Here is a 19,248-nt window from a genome sequence, read left to right as displayed (position 1 = left end):
CCGGTAAATGCGGGGTGCCAGAACCCATGGCGATTCATTGACTGCCCATACAATCCCATGTTAACCCAAGATCACCCAAGCAAGCGATCCAGTGCCGGAAAACCGGCGCGGAAATGCGCCGGAGAGGCCGGTGCGGGTGGTCGCCATGGGAAGCAGGAGGGGCGGCGAAAGCGTCATGGATCGCTTCGTGTCCACCTACACCATGCGCCTCGACGCGAAGGGCCGGGTCTCCATTCCCTCGCCCTACCGCGCCGTGCTGGCGCGCGACGGGACGGACACCCTCTATTGCCATCCCAGCCTTGCGGAGCCGGCATTGGATGCCGGCGGCTCCCGGCTGCTGGAAGAGATCGACACCTTGATCGCGCGTTTTCCGCCCTATTCGGAAGCGCGCGAGGAACTGGCGGCCGCGCTCTACGGCACCAGCGAGACATTGCGGATCGACCCGGAAGGCCGGGTGGTCCTCACCGAGACCTTGAAGGTCCATGCGTCCATTTCGGACACGGTGGCTTTCGTGGGGCTCGGCCACAAATTCAGGATCTGGGAGCCCGAACGCCTGCGTGCCCATCTCGCGGAGGCCACCGAGAAGGTGCGGCAGTTACGGCGTTCACTTGGCTCCGGAGCGGAGAATGGAGGCAGCAAGGGATGAAATCGGGCCGCGGGGTCGGGCCCACCGACGCCGCAGGCGGACCGGCCCGTCATCTTCCCGTTATGCTTGCGGAAGTTCTCGCGCACCTCGCGCCGAAGGATGCGGCCACTTATGTGGACGGCACCTTCGGCGCGGGAGGCTACACGCGGGTGATCCTCGAGGCGGCTGACTGCCGCGTGCTCGGCATCGACCGCGACCCCACCGCCATCACCGGCGGCGCGGATCTGGTGCTGGAGGCAAAGGGCCGGCTGACGTTGGCCGAGGACCGCTTCGCCAACCTCGACACTTTGGCTGAAAATCTCGGCTTCGCGCCCCTGGACGGCGTGGTGCTGGACATCGGCGTCTCCTCCATGCAGCTCGATCAGGCGGAGCGCGGCTTCTCCTTCCGCCGCGACGGGCCGCTCGACATGCGCATGGCGGACCATGGGCCGACCGCTGCCGATCTGGTGGCGGAGCTGCCCGAGGAAGAGCTGGCCCACGTCATCTACACGCTGGGCGAGGAGCGCCTGTCCCGCCAGATTGCCCGGGCCATCGTCAAGGCGCGCACGGAGGCGCCTATCACCCGCACCGCGCAGCTCGCCGAGATCGTGTCGCGCGTCGTGTGGGCGAAGCCCGGTGAGATCCACCCCGCCACCCGCACTTTCCAGGCCCTGCGCATCGCCGTGAACGGCGAGCTTGACGAGCTTGTGAGCGCGCTTGCCGCCGCCGAGCGGGCCTTGAAGCCCGGCGGGCGGCTCGTCGTGGTTACTTTTCACTCCCTCGAAGACCGGATCGTTAAGACTTTTCTGTCACACCGGAGCAAGGCGCCGTCCTCCTCGCGCCACCTGCCGCAAGCCGAAGGGCCGGCCCCCTCCTTCCGCCTCCTGTCCAAGGGGGCGGTGGAAGCCGGTCCCGAGGAAATCTCGGCCAATCCGCGTGCCCGTTCCGCGAAACTTCGCGCGGCCGAGCGCACGGAAGCCCCGGCGCACGGGGAGGGCGACCTTCCGGGCCTGCGCCCGGCCGAGATGCAACGCCGCGGGCGGAGATGAAGCTGGATGTTTCGCGTCGCCAACCTCGTCATGGTCGTGGCGCTGCTCGTGACCGCGGCCGTGGTGTATCAGGTGAAATACGCCTCCACGGCCGATGCCGAGCGCCTTGCCCATCTGCGTCAGGCGATCCGCGCCGAGCGTGACGCCATCGCCGTGATGCGCGCGGAATGGGCGCGCCGCACCTCCCCGCTTTATGTGCAGGGCCTCGTGCAGCGCCATCTCGACCTCCAAGTGCTGAGCGTCGATGCCATGTCCACCCTGGACGACCTGCCGGAGAAGCCGGCGGGCGGCGGCGACGGCCTCGGCGGCCTGATCGAGGCGCTGAGCGACGCGCCGCTGGTGACCTCTTCCGTGGGCAAGCCGGAGCGGGCTTCCACGTCCTCCTCATCATCTTCGTCCTCTTCTTCGTCCTCCACCGGGGGCGGGGCCGCCGTGCTGCCGGCCACCTCCGCTCTGCGCCCGGCCTCCGCGCCGGTGTCCGCGCCCAAGCCTCCGCCGTCGCCGAGTGCGTCCGCTGCCCCGCGCCCCGCGGCCCCGCGTTCCGCCTCGCAACCCGGCCTTGCCATGTCCGAACCGGCCTCGGTGCCGACGCCGCCCCCGCCGGCCGCCTCCCCCGTGGAAGGGCTGGTGCGCGGCCTCGGCAGCTTCTTCGGCCCCGTCGTTCCCTCCAGCGGGCATTGAGGAGCAAGACCTATGAACCTGCCCTCCTTCAATCTGCCCCCGCTCCGGCTGCCCTCCCTCCGGCTTCTCGCCGACGGGGTTTCCTCAGTGCGGCATCTTTCCGCGCGGCTGCCGTCTATTCCGATTCCCGGGCCGATCCGCGTCGCCTTTGCCTTCGTCGGCCGCATCATCGGCTGGGCGGTCATGGCCATCGTGATGGCGGTGGTGGAGGTCTATCTCAGCCTCACCCACCGGGTGGCGCGCATCATTCACGGCCTCATCATGGGCTGCATCCGCCTGGCGTTCGGGCTGGTGCGCTTCTCCTTCAGCTTCTCGCGTGGGCTGGTGCGTGCGCTGTTCGGCATGGACCGGCAGGATACGGAGACCGTCACCCGCGCCCGGCTGAAGCTCATCGTCGTCGCCTTCTGCCTAGTGTTCACGGCGGTTGCCGGCCGGCTCACCATCCTCGCCGTCTTTTCCGATCCCGATGGCGGACGCGGTGGCGGGTCGGATGCGGTGGCCTCCGCGCGCCCCGACATCATCGACCGCAACGGTGACACCGTCGCCATCGACGTGAAGTCGCCCTCCCTCTTCGCCGAGCCGCGCCGCCTCATCGACCCGGACGAGGCGCTGGAAGGCCTTCTGAAGGTGCTGCCCGACCTCGATGTCGCGGAAGCGCGGACCCGCCTCAATTCCGGCAAGGGCTTCGCCTGGCTGAAGCGCGAGATCACGCCCGCCCAGCAGCGCGCCATCTACCGCCTGGGCCTGCCCGGCATCGGCTTCGTGCGCGAGAACCGGCGCGTCTATCCCGACGGGCCGACCATCTCCCACGTGCTCGGCGGCGTGAACGTCGACAATCAGGGCATTGCCGGCATCGAGAAATATGTCGACGGCTCGGGCCTTGCCGAACTGCACCTTGCGGGCCTTGCCACCGACCGGCAGCAGGAGCCTGTCCAGCTCTCCATGGACGTGCGGGTGCAGAATGCCGTGCGTGACGAGCTCATGCGCTCCAAGGACAAGTTCAAGGCCAAGGCGGCCATGGGTATCGTCACCGACGTGCGTACGGGCGAGATCATCTCCCTGGTCTCGCTGCCGGACTTCGACCCGAACGTGGGCGGCAACCCCAAGGACGACGCCTATCTGAACCGCCTCACCACCGGCGTGTTCGAGATGGGCTCCACCTTCAAGGCCCTGTCCTTTGCCATGGCGCTGGATTCCGGGAAGATCGGCCTCAATTCGTCCTTCGACGCGCGCGGCGCCCTCTCCTTCGGCCGCTTCGCCATCCACGACTACCATGCCGAGAACCGCGTGCTCTCCGTGCCGGAAATCTTCCTCGTGTCGTCCAACGTGGGCACGGCCAAGATGGTGCTTTCGCTCGGCGTCGAGGCCCATAAGGTCTTCCTGAAGAAGATGGGCCAGCTCGATCGGCTGCGCACCGAGTTGCCGGAAAGCTCCGAGCCCATCGTGCCCAAGCGCTGGGGTGAACTGAACTCCGCCACCATCGCTTTCGGCCACGGCCTGTCAGTCGCCCCGCTCCAGGCGGTGATGGCGGTGAACTCCATGATGAATGGCGGCTTCCTCATCCCGCCCACCTTCCTGAAGCGTTCCCAGGCGGATGCGGAAAAGGTGGCGGTGCGGGTGCTGAAGCCCGAGACGTCCGACAAGATGCGCTATCTGCTGCGCCTCAATGCCGAGAAGGGCACGGCCACCAAGGCCGAGGTCGCCGGCTATTATGTGGGCGGCAAGACCGGCACCGCCGAGAAGGTGGTGAACGGGCGCTATGCCAAGAACAAGCTGCTCACGTCCTTCACGGCGGTATTCCCCATGGACAAGCCGCAATATCTGATCCTGGTGATGCTGGATGAGCCGCAGCCTCTGCCCGAGACCCACGGCTATGCCACCTCGGGCTGGAACGCGGCGCCCACCGCCGGCAAGATTGTGGAGCGCATCGCCCCCATGCTGGGCGTGATGCCGCGCCAGAACCTTCCCACCGCCGACCAGATGCTGCGCAATTCCGGCCCGCCGCAGAAGGTGGCGGAGCGGTAGTTGTAGAGTTCCCCCTCCTCGCAAGAGGGGGTGGGGATATGGTGCACGGGAAGGAAAGTTCGCGGCTGGGGGGCCGCGCGAACGAGACGCAGGAGCAATGACCAGGATTCTCGGCGACATCCTTTCCGGCCACGCCCGCCTCATGAGCGGCGATGCGGCCACCCCCATCGCCGGGATCACCGCCGACAGCCGCAAGGTCGTGCCCGGATCGCTCTTTGTCGCCATTCCCGGCACCAAGGCGGACGGCGCGCGCTTCATTCCCCAGGCGGTGGCCCACGGCGCAGCGGCCATCCTCATGGAGCCCGCCGGCGAGATGCCGGACGTGGCGATCCCCCTCGCTTTTTCCCTCAATATCCGCCGCTCGCTGGCGCTCGCTGCGGCGCGGGTTCATCCCCGCCAGCCCGCGACCATCGCCGCCGTCACCGGCACGGCGGGCAAGACCTCGGTCGCCTTCTTCCTGCGCCATATGTTCGAGCGTCTGGGACACCGCGCGGCCTATCTCGGCACGCTCGGCCTCGTGGCGCCGGACGGCGCCACTTATGGCGGCCTCACCTCGCCGGACCCGGTGGATCTGCACGCGACGCTGGACCGCCTCGGGGGGGAGGGGGTGACCCACATGGCGCTGGAAGCCTCGTCCCACGGGCTCGACCAGTTCCGCCTGGACGGCGTGCGCCTGCGCGCCGGCGGCTTCACCAATCTTGGCCGCGATCATCTCGACTATCATCCCACCATCGAGGCCTACTACCACGCCAAGCTGCGCCTCTTCACGGCGCTGCTGCCGGACGATGCACCCGCCGTCGCGCTGCTGGACGCGCCCTATGGGGCGACGACCTTGGCCTGGGCGAAGACGCGCGGGCTGAGGACCATCGCCATCGGCCAGGGCGGCGATATCGATGTGGCCGCCATCTCGGCGGACGGGGTTGGCCAAAGGGTGCGCCTCGCGGATGGGCGGGAGATCCTCGTTCCCCTCATCGGCGCGTTCCAGGCGGACAATGCGCTGCTGGCCGCGGGCCTTGCCATGGCCTGCGGGGAGGACAAGGACGCCGCGCTTGCCGCCATGGCGACGCTCCCCGGCGTGCCAGGCCGCATGGAGCGGGTAGGGGCGGATGATAGCCGGCTCGTCTTCGTCGATTATGCCCATAAGCCCGAAGCCCTCCAGGCGGTACTGGACACCCTGCGCGCGGCAGTCCCCGGGCGGCTCATCGCTGTGTTTGGCTGCGGCGGCGACCGGGACAGGGGGAAGCGGCCCCTTATGGGGGCGATCGCCGCAAAGGGCGCCGATATCGTCATTGTCACCGATGACAATCCCCGCAGCGAGAACCCCGCCGCGATTCGCGCGGAAATCCTCGCGGCGGCGCCCGGCGCCAGGGAAATCGGCGACCGCGCCGAGGCCATCGACGCGGCGGTGAAGATGCTTCAACCTGGGGACGCATTGGTGGTCGCCGGCAAAGGTCACGAAACCGGCCAAATCATAGGCGACCGCACACTTCCCTTCTCGGACACCGCGGCGGTCCTCGCCGCATTGGGGGAGCAAGGCTCATGATGACCGATGTGACGCCGCTCTACGGCATCGAGGAACTGGCAGCCGCCACCTCCGGCGAGGTGCGCGGCGCTGCGTCCCCCGTCACAGGGGTCTCCATCGACACCCGCACCCTCAATCCCGGCGATGCCTTCTTCGCCATCTCCGGCGACAATAGCGACGGCCACCTCTATGTGGCCCGCGCGCTGGAGAACGGCGCCGCGCTGGCCGTGGTGGCGCGCGAGAAGGCGGACACCTTCGCCCCCGGCACGCCTTTGATGGTGGTGGACGATGTGCTGGGCGCCCTGGTGGCCACCGGCCTTGCCGCCCGTGCGCGGTCGCAGGCGTATATCGCCGCCGTCACCGGTTCGGTGGGCAAAACCACCACCAAGGAGGCGCTGCGCCTCGCGCTTTCTGCGGACGGGGCCACCCACGCCTCCGCCGCCTCCTACAACAATCATTGGGGCGTGCCGCTCTCCCTCGCCCGCCTGCCGCGCGCGGCGCGCTATGGCGTGTTCGAGATCGGCATGAACCATCCCGGCGAGATCACGCCTCTGGTGAAGATGGTGCGCCCCCATGTGGCGGTCATCACCACGGTGGAGCCGGTGCATATCGCCCAGTTCTCCGGCATCGAGGAGATCGCCGACGCCAAGGCGGAGATTTTCGACGGCCTGGAGCCGGGCGGCTCCGCAGTGCTTAACCTGGACAATCCCCAGTTCGCGCGCCTCGCCGCCGCCGCCCATGCCAAGGGCGCGCAGGTGGTGACCTTCGGCGCCGACCCCTCCGCCGACTGCCATCTGGTGGAGGTGTGCCTGAAGGCCGACTGCTCGACCCTGGTGGCCGATGTCATGGGCACGCGGGTGACCTTGAAACTGGGCATGCCGGGCCGGCACATCGTGCAGAACGCCCTTGCCGTGCTTGCGGCCGCCCAGCTCCTGGGCGCGGACCTCGCCCTGGCCGGCCTCGCCCTCGCGCGGCTGAAGCCCCCGCCCGGGCGCGGCGTGCCACTGCAGCTGGCCCTGCCGGGCGGCTCCGCGACGCTGCTGGATGAGAGCTACAACGCCAATCCCGCCTCCATCCGCGCCGCCCTCGACGTTCTGAGCCGCACCCCGGTGGGCCCGCGCGGGCGCCGCATCGCCGTGCTGGGCGACATGCTGGAACTGGGCGAGGCGGCGGCCGAGCACCATCGCGCGCTCGCCGGCCCCCTATCGGAGGGCGGCATCGATCTCGTCTTCTGCTGTGGGCCGCTGATGCACGAGCTCTGGCACGCCTTGCCAGCGGACCGCCGCGGAGGCTATGCGCCGACATCCAGCGCGCTCACGCCCATGCTCGCCTCGGCGATCCGGGCCGGCGACACGCTCATGGTCAAGGGGTCCAACGGCTCGCGCATGGGGCCGCTGGTGAAGGCGCTCGCCGACCGTTTCCGCACGGCCGAGGAGGCCGTGCTCGAAGGATAGTCAGATGCTTCAGTGGCTCTCGCAGCTCAACGACGTCTTCCCCGGCCTCAACGTTTTCCGCTACATCACCTTCCGCACCGGGGGGGCGATCGTCACGGCGCTTCTGTTCGTGTTCCTGTTCGGCCCGGCCATCATCTCGGTGCTGCGGGTGCGCCAGGGCAAGGGGCAGCCGATCCGCGCCGACGGGCCGCAATCCCACCTCGTGAAGAAGGGCACGCCCACCATGGGCGGGCTGATGATCCTCTCCGGGCTCATCGTCGCCACCCTGCTCTGGGCGAACCTGTCGAACCCCTATGTCTGGATCGTCCTGTTCGTCACCCTCGGCTTCGGGCTGATCGGCTTTTATGACGACTATCTGAAGGTGACCAAGCAGACCCATGCGGGCTTTTCCGGCAAGGCGCGGCTTGCGGCAGAATTCCTGATCGCCGGGCTCGCCGTCATCGCCTTCATCCATGTGGGCCGGGCGGGGCTCTCCTCCTCCGTCGCCTTCCCCTTCTTCAAGGACCTGCTCATCGACCTCGGCTGGTTCTTCGTCCTGTTCGGTGCCTTCGTCATCGTCGCTGCCGGCAATGCGGTGAACCTGACCGACGGGCTCGACGGCCTCGCCATCGTGCCTGTCATGATCGCCGCCGGCTCGTTCGGCGTCGTCACCTATCTCTCCGGCAACGTGGTGTTCTCGGACTACCTGCAGATCCACTACGTGGCGGGGGCGGGCGAGCTGGCGGTGCTGTGCGGCGCCATCATCGGCGCGGGGCTCGGCTTCCTGTGGTTCAACGCGCCGCCGGCGCAGATCTTCATGGGCGACACCGGCTCGCTGGCGCTGGGCGGGCTTCTCGGCGCCACGGCGGTGGCCATCAAGCACGAGATCGTCCTTGCGGTGATCGGCGGCCTGTTCGTGCTGGAGGCGGTGTCGGTGATCGTGCAGGTCATCTCCTTCCGCCTCACCGGCAAGCGCGTGTTCAAGATGGCGCCGATCCACCACCATTTCGAGCAATTGGGCTGGACCGAAAGTCAGGTGGTGATCCGCTTCTGGATCGTCGCTGTCGTCCTCGCGCTTCTGGGCCTCGCCACGCTGAAGCTGCGTTGAGGCACTAGGTTTACCCTCCCCCCTTGCGGGGGAGGGGGTTTAGAAGGCTAAGGCTGGAAATCCGCCCGGAATGTTGCGACTGTTCGCCTGACATCGTCCCTCCGGAGCCGGCATGACCCCTTCCGCGGACCCGCCGCTGGACCCCGCAGCGCTCGCGCGGGAGCGCTCCATGCTGATCGGCGGGCTCTCCGACATCGTGCTGGTGGTGCTGGTCTTCTTCGCCGCGGTCTTCGGCAACTCCCTGATGATGCTGGCGGAGACGGCACGTGCCGTCCTGCTCATCAGCCTGGAAATGCTGCTCCTGGTGCTGATGCGGCGCATCCATCGCGGGCGCACCCACGCCTTCGACTATGGCGCGGGCAAGCTGGAGCAGTTCGCCAATGCGGCCGTCGGCACCGCCATGGGCCTTGCCGGCGTCTCGGTGGCGGTGGCCGCCGCCTATCGCTGGTGGCATCCGCCGGAGCAGCAGGAGCTGGGGCTCGTCCTCGCGACTGTCTTCTGCGCGGCCAACGTGGTGCAGAACGGCCTCGTGTTCCGCGCGCTCTGGAAAGCGGGACGGGACGGTGCCTCTGTGATCATGACGGGGCAGGTGCGCACGCGCCTCGCCAAGTTCATCTCGTCCGGCATCGTGCTGGTGGCGCTGGCGGTGAACGCGTTCTTCAACGACACGCCTCTCGGCCACGCGGCGGAGGTGGCCGGCTCGGCCTTCGTCGCTTTCGTCATGCTCCAGCTTTCCGTCTCCATGTGGCGTCAGGCGCTGCCCTCCTTGCTGGACCGGACGCTGGAGGAGCACCAGCAGCGGCTCATCAACCGTGCGCTGACCACCCATTTCGAGGCCTATGACAGCTTCCTTGCGGTGCGCTCGCGGCTCTCCGGCAACACGCCCTATGTGGAGATCGAGCTCGGCTTCGCGGCAGCGCGGACCATGGGCGAGGTGCAAGGCGTGGCGGATCGGGTGCGGAGGGAGGTGGCCGCGCTCATTCCCGGCGCGGTGGTGACGGTGACGCCGGTCGCGGAGTGAGGTTTTGCGAATTATGCAACTTTTTAGTTGCCAATATGACCTCTCTCTGCCACCTTACGAGCAACCAGGAGGTTGCCAATGTCCAATCGCATCGAGAAGACCCTCACCCTCAAGGCCCCCGTGGAAAAGGTCTGGCGCGCGCTTACCGACCATGAGGCGTTCGGCCAGTGGTTCCGGGTGAAGCTGGACCGGCCGTTCGAGCCAGGGGAGAAGTCCACCGGCCGCATGCTGATCAAGGGCTTCGAGCATGTGCGCTGGAACGCCACCATCAAGCAGATGGAAGAGCCGCGCCTGTTCTCGTTCACCTGGCATCCCTATGCCATCGAAGCGGACGTGGACTATTCGGCCGAGACGCCGACCCTCGTTGAATTCCGCCTGGAGCCGGCCGAGGATGGGACGAAGCTCACCGTGACCGAGACGGGTTTCGATGCCTTGCCCGCCCACCGCCGGCCCGATGCGTTCCGCATGAACGATCGCGGCTGGGGGGCGCAGATGGAGAATGTACGCGCTTATGTCGAAGGCGAGGGATGAGGCGGCGGACCCGGCCGCCATCTTCGCGGCACTGGGGGACGGCACCCGGCTGTCGCTTCTGGAGAAGCTGAGCGACGGCGAGGCGCTTTCCATCGCCAAGCTCTCGGCGGGAACGCGCCTCACCCGGCAAGCCGTCACCAAGCATCTGCATGTGCTGGAGGGCGCGGGCCTCGTGACCAGCGCCCGCATCGGCCGCGAAAGCCTCTATTCCTTCGCGCCTGCGCCTCTGGGCGCAGCGCGGACCTATCTGGAAAGCGTCTCGGCGCAGTGGGACGACGCGCTGGGACGGCTGAAGGATTTCGTGGAGCGGTGAGGGGGCTGGCCATTAACCCCCGGTCGCTTCCGGGACCGTTGCGCGGTTCCCTCTCCCGCTTGCGGGGGACGGAGCCCAGCGCGTGAGAGAGAAGCCTCCACACGCAGACACCTTCCCTTCCCGGTCGGCGCGCTTTACTGCTCGGGTATCGATTCCCTCACCTTAGCCGGCTCGCCCATGATTCCCGTCTCTACCTTCAAGGGCCTGACCGTCGCCGTGTTCGGCCTGGGCGGCTCGGGCCTTGTGACCGCGCAGGCGCTGATGGCCGGGGGCGCGGAGGTCGTGGCCTTTGACGATGGCGAGAAGAGCCGGGCCAAGGCGCTGGAAGCCGGCATCCCCGTGGGCGATCTCAACGGGCTCGATTGGAGCGCCATCGCAGCGCTCATCCTTTCCCCCGGCGTGCCGCTGACCCATCCCGAGCCCCATTGGTCGGTGAAGCTGGCCCAGGCGGCGGGGGTCGAGATCATCGGCGATATCGAATTGTTCTGCCGCGAGCGGCGCGCCCACGCGCGCCATTCGCCCTTCATCGCCATCACCGGCACCAACGGGAAGTCCACCACCACGGCGCTTATCTCCCATCTCCTCCAGAGGGGCGGGCGGGACGTGCAGATGGGCGGGAATATCGGCACCGCCATTCTCTCGCTGGCCCCGCCGGCCGGCCGGCGCGTACATGTGGTGGAATGCTCCTCCTACCAGATCGACCTTTCGCCCACCCTCGATCCCTCCGTCGGGGTGCATCTCAACCTCACCCCGGACCATCTGGACCGCCACGGTTCCATCGAGGGCTATGCTGCGGTGAAGGAGCAGCTCATCGCCGGCGTCGAGCGCGGCGGCACGGCGGTGGTGGGGGTGGACGATGATTTCTCCGCCGCCATGGCCGAGCGGGCCGAGGGCGCGGGGACCCATGTGGTGCGCATCTCGGTCATGCGGCCGCTCGAAGACGGCATCTGGCGGGACGGGGAAGAGCTGGTTCTGAGCGAAGGCGGGGTGGAAAAGTTCCGCTTTTCCCTGTCGGGCATTCCTTCCTTGCGCGGGGTTCACAATGCCCAGAACGCCGCCGCTGCCTTCGCCGCCGCCCGCGCCCTCGGTCTTGCGCCAGAGGTAATCCTGGTGGCCATGCGCTCCTTCCCGGGCCTCGCCCACCGCATGGAGCAGGTGGGGCACAAGGGCGGCGTGCTGTTCGTGAACGACAGCAAGGCCACCAATGCGGACGCGGCCGAGCGGGCGCTGCTCTCCTTCGATGACATCTTCTGGATCGCCGGCGGCAAGCCCAAGGCCGGCGGCATCGCGCCCTTGGCGCCGCTCTTCCCGAAGCTGCGCAAGGCCTATCTCATCGGCGAGGCGGCGGAAGACTTCGCCCGCACCCTCGGCCCCGTACCCCATGAGATCACGGGCACGCTGGACGGCGCTGTCGCGGCGGCCGCCCGCGATGCGGAGGCAGCGGGTCTGCCGCAGGCGGTGGTGCTACTCTCCCCCGCCTGTGCCTCGTTCGACCAGTTCCCAAATTTCGAGGTACGGGGCGATGCGTTCCGCGCGCTCGTGAAGGCGCTGCCGGGCGTTGCCTGAGCCCGGCTAGGGGATGATCTTCTGGTAGGTGTTCTTCATCTCGTCCTGGATCACGGTGGCCTTGCCCGTGGCCTTCAACAGCAGATCCTGGGTGGGCGTGACCACTGAGTAGGACCAGCCCGCGGGCAGCTTCAGGCGCGCGCCGAGGTTCGGCAGGTCATTGTAGGTCAGTGATTTGTCGATGAAGGCCGCATAGGCCTGCATCACATAGCTCGCCCCCTTGGGGGATTTGAGCTGGAAGGTCGGCTGTCCGGCATCGAACCGGTAGACGGTTTCCCGGTTGATGGTGTGCTCGGAATAGGGCTTTTCCTGAAGCTCGAAGAGCGAGAGCTTCACTTCCGCCCGGCTCTCGAACGTCATCCCGCCGATATCGGCCATCTCGCCCTTGGCGGTGGCGCCCTTGGGGATGATGCGGTCCATCAGGAAATAGCGCGGCCCGTTCATCATCACCGTCACCGCGCCGAACTGCTTGCGCACGGCGGATTCCGACAGCTTGTCCCAGAGGGCGGCGGGGCAGTCGCCATAGCCGATGGTGTTGAAGACCCGGGCCTTCAGGCCGTTGAGGCCGAGACTGATGGGCAGGACCTCGCAATAGCGCGCATTCCGCAGCGTCTTCGGCTGCGCGGGGGCGGAAGCCTGCGCCGCCGCCGGTGCCTGGGCGGGAGTGCTTGTCTGTGCAAAGGCGATCGCCGGCCATGCGGCGAGCGCCAGTGAGACCGCCAAAATTCCCCTCACGCCAACCTCCCCCCAGGGACCACGAGGGACCTTAGGGGCGGGGGGCGGGGGCCGAAAGGGATAAGCGGGGTTGGGCCAAAAAACGCCAGGCTTCAGCTTAGCCGGCTCAGGCTGCCGTCAGCTCCACCGGGATATTGCCGCGCGTGGCCTTGGAATAGGGGCAGACCTGATGGGCGGCTTCCAGCAGCTCCAGGGTCTCGGCGGCGCTCTTGCCCGGCACCTTGCCGGTGATCTTCACGGCAAGGCCGAAGCCGCCATCCACCTTGCCAAGGGATGCGGAGATGGTGATTTCCGCCTGGGAGGCGTCCACGCCCTTGCCCTTCGCGACCAGTTCCAGCGCGCCGCCGAAGCAGGCGGCATAGCCGGTGGCGAAGAGGTGCTCCGGCGTCGTCTTGCCCGGCTCCAGGGCGCCGCCCTTGGGAAAGCCGAGATCGGCCTTCACGGAGCCGTCGGTGGTCTCGGAATGGCCGTTGCGGCCGCCATGGGACGTGGCGGTGGCGGTGAAGATGGTCTCGAATGCCATGATGTTTCCTCCCGAAATGGGATCTCAGGCATACAAGATACACAATGCAAATGGAATGACGGCGCGGTGGGGCAAAACCCTTGTCCCCGCCGCCCGGCCGTGGCACCTCCTGCCCGTGAAAAAGAGGAGCCCGCAATGGTGGATGGGGTGAAGAGCGGGCTCGTGGCCCCGCGCCGGGTGTCCGGCCTGTCGGAGCTGGCGGGCGATTACGACCTCATCCTCTGCGATATCTGGGGCGTGGTGCATAACGGGGTGCATGCCTTCCAGCCGGCCTGCGCCGCGCTCAGTCACGCGCGGGCAAAGGGCGCAAGCGTGATCCTGGTCTCGAACGCGCCCCGGCCGTCCTCCTTCATCATCACCATGCTGGACCGGCTCGGCGTCCCCCGCAGCGCCTATGATGCCATCGTCACCTCCGGCGACGTGACCCGCGCGGTGCTGGCGCGCCATCCCGGCGGGCGCATGTTCCATCTCGGGCCGCCCCGCGACATCGGCACGTTCGACGGGCTCGACCTTGTCCAGGCCGGGATGGACGATGCCGAGATGGTGGTCTGCACCGGGCTGCTGGACGACGAGGTGGAGACGCCGGACGATTATGTGGACCGGCTCGCGGCCATGAAGGCGCGCGGCATGCTGTTCGTCTGCGCCAATCCCGATCTCGTGGTGGAGCGCGGTTCCAAGCTGATCTACTGCGCCGGCGCGCTGGCGAAGGTCTATGAGGAGATGGGCGGCGAGACCATCTATTGCGGCAAACCCCACAAGCCCATCTATGACGAGGCGCTCCGCCAGGCCGCCGCGGTGCGGCCGGAGGGCGTGCGCGAGGGCAAGGTGCTGTGCATCGGCGACGCGCTGCGCACGGACATTATCGGCGCCACCGCCGCCGGGTTCGACAGCCTGTTCATCGCCAGCGGCATTCACGCGGCGGAACTGAACGCGCATGAGGGCTCGGAGCCCGACGCGGCGGCGCTCGCCAACCTGTTTTCGGGCCATGCCCATCCGCGCGGCGTGATGCCGCGTCTCGCCTGGTGAGGCGCGCCAGCCATCCTCGCCGCTTGACGCTCGCCGGGGGGTGGGCGAAGGGTGGCTCCCCCGCTCGTGATCCGGCCGCTGCCGATGTCCCTGTCCTTGCCTGACGCTCCCGCCTTCGCAGTCGTTGAGGGCTTTGCGCCGCTGCCGCCTTCGCTGGAGCGCCCGGTGCTTGCCATCGGCAATTTCGATGGGGTGCATCGCGGCCATCTGGCCGTGATCGGCGCGGCGCGGCTCATGGCGCAGCAGCTTGGCCGGCCCGCCGCCGCCCTCACCTTCGAGCCGCACCCGCGCAGCTTCTTCAAGCCGGACACGGTGCTGTTCCGCCTGACGCCGGGGCCGCAAAAGCTGGCCCAGCTCGCCCATGCCGGCCTCGATGGCGCCATCGTGCTGCCGTTCGACGCGACCCTCGCCGCCATCCCCGCCGAGGCTTTCGTGACGGAGGTGCTGGTGAAGCGCTTCGCGGTCGCGGGCGCCGTGGTGGGCTTCGACTTCCATTTCGGCCAGGGCCGCGCCGGCTCGCCCGCCTTCCTCCAGGAGGCGGGCCTGTGGCACGGCTTCCCGGTGGACGTGGTGGAGCCCATGCGGGACGAGGGCGACCCCATCTCCTCCTCCGCCATCCGCAACGCGCTCGCCGCCGGGCAGGTGGGGCACGCAGCCCACATGCTGGGCCGACCCTGGTCGGTGAGCGGCGCGGTGATCCACGGCGACAAGCGTGGGCGGGACCTGGGTTTTCCCACGGCCAATATCGCCCTGCCGGCCGGCACCACGCTCGCCTTCGGCATTTATGCGGTGCGCGCGCGGGTAGGCGGAGAGGTCATCGATGGCGTTGCGAGCTATGGCCGGCGCCCCACCTTCGACAATGGCGCGGCGCTGCTTGAAGTGCATCTGTTCGACTTTTCCGGCGATCTCTACGGCCGGGAAATGGAAGTCGCGTTCCATAACTACCTGCGGCCGGAGCTGAAATTCGACAGCATCGAGGCCCTCGTGCGCCAGATGGACAAGGACGCCGCCACGGCCAAGACCGTGCTGGCGAAGCCGGAGCGCTATTCGGAGTGAGCGAGCGGCTGCGACAGCGCACTGGCTCATCCCGCGGTTGAACCGTCATGGCCGGGCGTGTCCCGGCCATCCACGCGCCTCCGCCGGGTCCAGCTTAAGGGGGAGACGTGGATGCCCGGGACACGCCCGGGCATGACGGTGTCTTTTGACGGTGCCCCTTGGAAATCCTTTACAGCCCCACGCCCGGATTAGGCGGCTCTTAACCGAGATGCCGCATTGTTCGGACAACTCCGCGACAGTGAGACGATGCCAGCTTCGACCCCCTCTTCGCCCGCCCCCGAGGATCGCCGTTCCCCCTTCGTCCGCCTTGCCGACCTCCTGGCGGGAACGGAGCCGGGGGCGCCTGCCCTGAGCGCGGCGGTGGGCGAGCCGCAGCACGCCATGCCGGCCTTCGTGCCGGATGTGCTGGCGGAGAGCGTCAAGGGTTTTGGAAAGTATCCCCGCGCCGAGGGCCTGCCGGTCTACCGCCAGGCGGTGGCCAACTGGCTCGACCATCGCTACGACCTGCCGCGCCCCGTGGACCCGGACCGCGAAATCCTGGTGCTGAACGGCTCGCGCGAAGGGCTGGTCTCCGCCGCCGTGGTGGCGAAGCGCCTCGTCTCCGAGCGCGCCGGCCCGCCGGTGATGCTGCTGCCCAACCCGTTCTATGCCGCCTATGCGGCCGGCACCGAGCTGGCCGGCTGCGAGGTGGTGGTGATGCCCACCACCAAGGAGAGCGGCTGGCTGCCGGACCTCGATGCGCTGGACCCGGCCCTGCTGGCGCGCACCGTGGCCGTGTTCATCGCCTCGCCGGCCAATCCCCAGGGCGCCGTGGCCTCGAAGGCCTATCTCGCGCGCCTCGTGGAGATGACACGGGCGCACGGCGCCTATCTCTTTTCCGACGAGTGCTATTCGGAAATCTATCTCAATGACGAGGCCCCGGCCGGCGTGCTGGAAGCCTGCGGCCCGGACTTTTCCGGCGTCATCGCCTTCAACTCCCTCTCCAAGCGCTCCTCGCTGCCGGGCCTGCGCTGCGGATTCTGCGCGGGGGATGCGGACTTCATGAAGGCATTCCTCGCCTTCCGCTGGGTGGCCGCGCCCCAGGTGCCCGAGCCGCTCCAGATGGTGGGCGTCGCCGCCTATGGCGACGAGGCCCATGTGGATGCCTCCCGCGCGCTTTATCGCGAGAAGTTCGACCTTGCCGACCGCGTGCTCGCCGGCCGGTTCGGCCACGAGCGGCCAGCGGGTGGCTTCTTCCTGTGGCTCGACGTGAGCGAGGTCGGCGGCGGCGAGAAAGCGGCGCTCCGGCTCTGGAAGGAGCAGGGGCTGCGCACCGTTCCGGGCGGCTATCTCGCCCGCCGGGGGGCGGACGGCCTCAACCCGGGCGATCCGTATATCCGGGTCGCGCTGGTCCAGGATCTTGAAACGTGCGCGGAGGTGCTGAGGCGCCTCGTCGCCGGACTGAGCTGAAGGAGACCCGATGCCTGCGGCCCGCCGTCGTCCCGCATCGCCCCTCGCCCTGCGCCCGCCGGGCCTTGCCATGGACCTCGTGCCGGAAAGCGCGCGGCGTGCGCTCAAGCGGCGTTCGAGCCAGATCGCCGGCGTCGCGCTTCTGGGCGTGAGCCTGTTCTGCCTCGCGGCCATGGTCACCTGGTCGGCCACCGACCCGAGCCTTTCGAGCGCCAGCAATGCGGGCGTGAAGAACCTTTTGGGCCGCCCCGGCGCCATCGCCGCGGACCTGCTCATGCAGCTCCTCGGCCTTGCCTCGCTGGCGCTCCTGCTCTCGCTCGCCTTCTGGGGCTGGCGGCTCCTCACCGCTCGGCCGCTGCGCCGCGAGAAGCTGCGGGCCGGCGCGCTCACCGTGGGCGTGCTGGGTATGTGCGCCTTCCTCGGCTCGCTGCCGGAATTTCCCGCCTGGCCCATCCCCACGGGCCTGGGCGGAGCCATCGGCGATCTGTTCCCCCGCCTGATCTCGGTGTTCCGGGGCGGTGCGGCCACCCTGTTCGACACCATCCTCATCGGCACCGTGGGTTTCGCCTGCGGCCTTGGCGGCCTTTACCTCGGTGTCAGCCGCCCGAGCGCCGGCGTGCGCCACGAGACGTCCTCCACCCACAACTCGCCCTACGACATGGACGAGGAGGAAGAAGAGGAAGAGGATCCGCGCGACCGGCGCGCCATCTCGCTGGGGGCGCTCACCCATACGTTGCTCTCCGCCAAGGCGCGCCTGTTTCCCAAGCGCGGCCGCGCGCGTGGCTCGGTGGTGGGCGGGCTGGTGCGCGAGATGTTCGCGCCCGACGAGCGCCGCCCCGACCCCACCGGCCGCGTGGAGCCGGGCTTCGGCGGGCGGGCACCGGCCGCTGCCGGCCTTGGCGGCGTCACCCGCGAGGAAGTGGAGAGCTTCGAGGATGAGGAGCGCGCTTTCGCGCCTGCCTCGCCTGCGCCCACCGGCCGCCGCGCAGCTTCGGGCCAGAAGATGGCGCGCTCCGCCGAGCCGCCGCCGCGCGGCCGCCCTGGCGTCTACCAGCATCCCGAACTGACGTTGCTCGCCGCCCCGGCCCCCTCCAAGGGCCCGGCCATGAGCCAGGAGGCGCTGCAGGACACCGCCAAGATGCTGGAGGGCACGCTGGACGATTTCGGCGTGCGCGGCGAGATCCTCCAGGTGCGCCCCGGCCCCGTGGTGACGCTCTACGAGCTGGAGCCGGCGCCCGGCATCAAGTCCTCCCGCGTCATCGGCCTGGCCGACGACATCGCCCGCTCCATGAGCGCCATCTCCGCCCGCGTCGCCGTGGTGCCGGGGCGCAATGCCATCGGCATCGAGCTGCCCAACGCCAAGCGCGAAAAGGTGCTGCTGCGCGAGCTGCTGGCCACCACCGATTTCTCCGAAAGCGGGCATAAGCTCGCCATCGCGCTGGGCAAGACCATCGGCGGCGAGCCTGTCATCGTGGACCTTGCCCGCATGCCCCATCTGCTGGTGGCCGGCACCACCGGCTCGGGCAAGTCGGTGGCCATCAACACCATGATCCTGTCGCTGCTCTACCGGCTGAAGCCGGAGCAGTGCCGCCTCATCATGGTGGACCCCAAGATGCTGGAACTCTCCGTCTATGACGGCATTCCGCACCTCCTCGCGCCCGTGGTGACCGACCCCAAGAAGGCGGTGGTCGCCCTCAAATGGGCGGTGCGTGAGATGGAGGACCGCTACAAGAAGATGTCGAAGCTGGGCGTGCGCAACATTGACGGCTTCAATGCGCGCATCGTGGACGCGGAGAAGAAGGGCGAGAGCATCGCCCGCACGGTGCAGACCGGCTTCGACCACGAGACCGGCGAGGCCATCTATGAGCGCGAGGAGATGGACCTGTCTCCTCTGCCCTACATCGTCGTCATCGTCGACGAGATGGCCGACCTCATGCTCACCGCGGGCAAGGACATCGAAGGCGCCATCCAGCGCCTTGCCCAGATGGCCCGCGCCGCCGGCATCCATCTGGTGATGGCGACGCAGCGCCCCTCGGTGGACGTGATCACCGGCACCATCAAGGCCAATTTCCCCACCCGCATCTCCTTCCAGGTGACCTCCAAGATCGACAGCCGCACCATCCTCGGCGAGATGGGCGCGGAGCAGCTGCTCGGCCAGGGCGACATGCTCTACATGGCCGGCGGCGGGCGCATCAGCCGCGTGCATGGCCCGTTCGTCTCCGACGACGAGGTGGAGCGCATCGTCCGCCACCTGAAGGCGCAGGGCGCGCCGGCCTATCTGGAGGCCGTCACCGCCGACCAGGACGAGGGCGGCGAGGACGACGAGGGCGGGGCGGTGTTCGACAAGGGCGCGTTCGGGGACGAGGGGCAGGACCTCTATTCCCAGGCGGTGGCCGTGGTCATGCGCGACAAGAAATGCTCCACCTCCTATATCCAGCGCCGGCTGCAGATCGGCTATAATCGTGCGGCCTCGCTGGTGGAGCGCATGGAGCGCGAAGGCGTGGTGGGCGCGCCCAACCATGCGGGCAAGCGGGAAATCCTCCTGCCGGACGAAGCCGCCGAATGAGATCCCTGCGCAAACGGGG

At 68.5% G+C, this 19,248-nt stretch carries 17 protein-coding genes; 15 read left to right on the top strand and 2 right to left on the bottom strand.

From position 1 onward, the window contains the following. Positions 1-175: 175 nt before the first annotated feature. From ABLE91_RS22990 to murD, 11 genes are all read left to right on the top strand, one after another. Positions 176-646, top strand: coding sequence for a division/cell wall cluster transcriptional repressor MraZ (locus ABLE91_RS22990; protein WP_348934643.1), 471 nt, complete (start codon positions 176-178; stop codon positions 644-646). Next, positions 643-1,674, top strand: coding sequence for a 16S rRNA (cytosine(1402)-N(4))-methyltransferase RsmH (gene rsmH / locus ABLE91_RS22985; RefSeq protein WP_348934640.1), 1,032 nt, complete (start codon positions 643-645; stop codon positions 1,672-1,674). Before ABLE91_RS22990 ends, rsmH begins: the two co-directional genes overlap by 4 nt. Before the next feature lie 6 nt (positions 1,675-1,680). After that, complete coding sequence (ftsL, locus tag ABLE91_RS22980; protein ID WP_348934639.1) at positions 1,681-2,355, top strand: cell division protein FtsL; 675 nt, start codon at positions 1,681-1,683, stop codon at positions 2,353-2,355. A 261-nt stretch (positions 2,356-2,616) separates the two neighbouring features. Further along, complete coding sequence (locus ABLE91_RS22975) at positions 2,617-4,380, top strand: peptidoglycan D,D-transpeptidase FtsI family protein (protein ID WP_348934786.1); 1,764 nt, start codon at positions 2,617-2,619, stop codon at positions 4,378-4,380. Between the two features lie 97 nt (positions 4,381-4,477). Then, a complete protein-coding gene (locus ABLE91_RS22970) occupies positions 4,478-5,923 on the top strand; it encodes a UDP-N-acetylmuramoyl-L-alanyl-D-glutamate--2,6-diaminopimelate ligase (RefSeq protein ID WP_348934637.1) in 1,446 nt (481 codons plus the stop codon). Continuing rightward, entirely contained in the window at positions 5,923-7,356 is a 1,434-nt protein-coding gene (locus ABLE91_RS22965) for a UDP-N-acetylmuramoylalanyl-D-glutamyl-2,6-diaminopimelate--D-alanyl-D-alanine ligase (protein ID WP_348934784.1), read from the top strand. The genes ABLE91_RS22970 and ABLE91_RS22965 overlap by 1 nt, the downstream gene beginning before the upstream one ends. Positions 7,357-7,360: 4 nt before the next feature. Continuing rightward, positions 7,361-8,443, top strand: a complete 1,083-nt coding sequence (gene mraY, locus ABLE91_RS22960; RefSeq protein WP_348934635.1) for a phospho-N-acetylmuramoyl-pentapeptide-transferase — start codon at positions 7,361-7,363, stop codon at positions 8,441-8,443. Between the two features lie 112 nt (positions 8,444-8,555). Then, complete coding sequence (locus ABLE91_RS22955; RefSeq protein ID WP_348934633.1) at positions 8,556-9,464, top strand: cation diffusion facilitator family transporter; 909 nt, start codon at positions 8,556-8,558, stop codon at positions 9,462-9,464. Between the two features lie 78 nt (positions 9,465-9,542). Next, a complete protein-coding gene (locus ABLE91_RS22950) occupies positions 9,543-9,995 on the top strand; it encodes an SRPBCC family protein (protein WP_348934631.1) in 453 nt (150 codons plus the stop codon). Next, positions 9,976-10,308, top strand: coding sequence for an ArsR/SmtB family transcription factor (locus ABLE91_RS22945; RefSeq protein WP_348934628.1), 333 nt, complete (start codon positions 9,976-9,978; stop codon positions 10,306-10,308). The genes ABLE91_RS22950 and ABLE91_RS22945 overlap by 20 nt, the downstream gene beginning before the upstream one ends. Before the next feature lie 177 nt (positions 10,309-10,485). After that, a complete protein-coding gene (gene murD, locus ABLE91_RS22940) occupies positions 10,486-11,874 on the top strand; it encodes a UDP-N-acetylmuramoyl-L-alanine--D-glutamate ligase (RefSeq protein WP_348934625.1) in 1,389 nt (462 codons plus the stop codon). Between the two features lie 6 nt (positions 11,875-11,880). Here murD and ABLE91_RS22935 read toward each other — a convergent pair whose 3' ends face one another. Together ABLE91_RS22935 and ABLE91_RS22930 are read right to left on the bottom strand one after the other, a co-directional pair. Continuing rightward, positions 11,881-12,609: a hypothetical protein gene (locus tag ABLE91_RS22935; RefSeq protein ID WP_348934623.1), complete on the bottom strand. Its 729-nt coding sequence runs from the start codon at positions 12,607-12,609 to the stop codon at positions 11,881-11,883. Positions 12,610-12,715: 106 nt separating this feature from the next. After that, positions 12,716-13,132 (bottom strand): Ohr family peroxiredoxin, encoded by a 417-nt coding sequence (locus ABLE91_RS22930; RefSeq protein WP_348934620.1) that lies wholly within the window; start codon positions 13,130-13,132, stop codon positions 12,716-12,718. Positions 13,133-13,267: 135 nt separating this feature from the next. Between ABLE91_RS22930 and ABLE91_RS22925 the strand changes: the two genes are divergently transcribed. From ABLE91_RS22925 to ABLE91_RS22910, 4 genes are all read left to right on the top strand, one after another. Then, complete coding sequence (locus tag ABLE91_RS22925) at positions 13,268-14,158, top strand: TIGR01459 family HAD-type hydrolase (protein ID WP_348934619.1); 891 nt, start codon at positions 13,268-13,270, stop codon at positions 14,156-14,158. Positions 14,159-14,254: 96 nt separating this feature from the next. Beyond that, on the top strand, positions 14,255-15,214 hold the full coding sequence (locus ABLE91_RS22920) for a bifunctional riboflavin kinase/FAD synthetase (protein WP_348934616.1): 960 nt from the start codon (positions 14,255-14,257) through the stop codon (positions 15,212-15,214). 246 nt (positions 15,215-15,460) lie between these two features. Then, complete coding sequence (locus ABLE91_RS22915; protein ID WP_348934614.1) at positions 15,461-16,663, top strand: aminotransferase class I/II-fold pyridoxal phosphate-dependent enzyme; 1,203 nt, start codon at positions 15,461-15,463, stop codon at positions 16,661-16,663. Positions 16,664-16,673: 10 nt separating this feature from the next. After that, entirely contained in the window at positions 16,674-19,229 is a 2,556-nt protein-coding gene (locus tag ABLE91_RS22910; RefSeq protein WP_510181986.1) for a DNA translocase FtsK, read from the top strand. Positions 19,230-19,248: the final 19 nt, after the last annotated feature.

It is taken from the genome of Aquabacter albus (assembly GCF_040049275.1).
GTDB lineage: Bacteria > Pseudomonadota > Alphaproteobacteria > Rhizobiales > Xanthobacteraceae > Aquabacter.
This window is presented reverse-complemented; position numbering and strand designations above follow the sequence as displayed.